2 protein-coding genes are annotated in these 1,706 nt (G+C 41.7%); both read left to right on the forward strand.

The annotated features are described in order from the left end of the window. Positions 1–1,305 (forward strand): GAF domain-containing protein (locus WBA23_RS12000; protein WP_424582519.1); only part of this gene is annotated, 1,305 nt, incomplete at its 5' end. A 60-nt stretch (positions 1,306–1,365) separates the two neighbouring features. Further along, a partial coding sequence (locus WBA23_RS12005) for a hypothetical protein (protein WP_424582520.1) occupies positions 1,366–1,706 on the forward strand: 341 nt, incomplete at its 3' end.

A 1,706-nucleotide genomic window follows, 5' to 3' on the forward strand; every position in this document is an offset into this window, starting at 1 on the left:
ACCATATCCATACTACCTATTATACTGGCAGCTACGTATCAAGTCGGACTAACTGCGACGGGCGAAACGCCGATTCTGGGAATACACCTAATTGAGCTTAGTTTTTCTATTATAGTTTTTTTAGTCTTTGATTTAAAGGAAAAGAGCTACCTGCTCCCAATACTAATTATAAACGCTCTGATTATTGCTAGCTATCCATATACTGTTGGGTGGTGGGAACCAACAATTGACGCAGCAATCATTAGGGAGGGGTACATAGGTATTTTAGCTCTTTGCATAGGTATTTTCTTCACATTTGCAAATGTATTTGTCCTAGTTCAGCAAAATCTGTTATCTGAAAACAAAACCGCTCAACTGCTTAGTGAAGCGCAAGAAACGAATGAAAAAGCCAAACAGTCCGAACAGGAACTGAAACAAAGTTTAAAACAATTAGAACATGCTCAGAACGAAGAGAAGCAACGACAGTGGGTATCCGAAGGCCTGGCTCAAACTGTTGGTATACTCCGAGAGCACAATGATATGCAGCACATGGGCGACCGAATTATTGCTCATATTGTTCGTTACATGCAAGCCAACCAAGGAGGGTTATTTATAGTAAATAAAATTGATGACAAGAAGTGTCTCAGTCTATTAGCTTGTTATGCGTACGAACGCAAAAAATTCGCGGAGAAAACAGTCGCTATCGGAGAAGGGCTTATAGGTCAAACGTATTTGGAAAAGAAGTATGTTTACCTTACAAATATTCCTAAGAATTACATTAACATCACATCCGGACTAGGTAAGACTACTCCCGGGGCGTTGCTCATCATGCCGCTTATTATTAATGAAGAGGTAGAAGGTGTGCTAGAGTTGGCCTCATTTAGGGAATTTCAACCGTACGAAATTGATTTCATTCAAACGCTAAGTGAGAATATCGCAGCTACTTTGCGCAATGGCCGGGTGAGCGCGCAAACAAAGGTTCTCTTAGAAGAATCGCAACAGCAAGCTGAAGAGATGCAGGCGCAGGAAGAAGAAATGCGTCAGAATATGGAAGAACTACAGGCTACCCAGGAGCAATCCGAAAGATTTAAAACTGAGCTAGAGGAAAGTCAGAGCATACTAAAAGAAAAACTACTGCAATTGGAGGCAGCTCAACTTAAAGCTGAGGAAGTTAGTCGTATTGAGAAGCAACGGGCTGATGAGCAAATCCAGGCCAGGACTAAGATGATGGAAAAGGCTATGACCAAATTTAAGCAAAGGGAGCAAGAACTAAATGAGAGAATTCAGGAGCAAGACAAAGAAATTGAAGAATTATCTAAAAGCTAACTCCACCACTCTACGTACCTGACTCATAGTAACTGTATGTTTAATAAAAATGCAAATTGTATGGAAACGATCGATTATTCGGTAAAAAACAAGTTAGGCCAGGAGTACTTTACCTCCGTTTATGATGAGGAAAATGGCTGGGTGTATAACGAATGGAAGGGCGACGTAACGGTAGACGAGGTAATTGAAGCCTGTAAAGTAAGCCTAGAGTTTATTGAAAAGCAGCAGCCCGAAAAAATTTTGAACGACAATTCGCAACTCACCGGTTCATGGGACGAAGCTAACGAATGGATTGCCCAGAACTGGATGCCCCGAGCGTTGGCCTCTGGTCTGAAAAGGTTCGCCCACGTAATGTCTTCTGATGTATTTGGAGCTTTATCGGCAGAGGAGCTGGTGACTAA

The sequence above is a fragment of the Tunicatimonas sp. genome (assembly GCF_049647865.1).
Taxonomy (GTDB): domain Bacteria; phylum Bacteroidota; class Bacteroidia; order Cytophagales; family Cyclobacteriaceae; genus Tunicatimonas.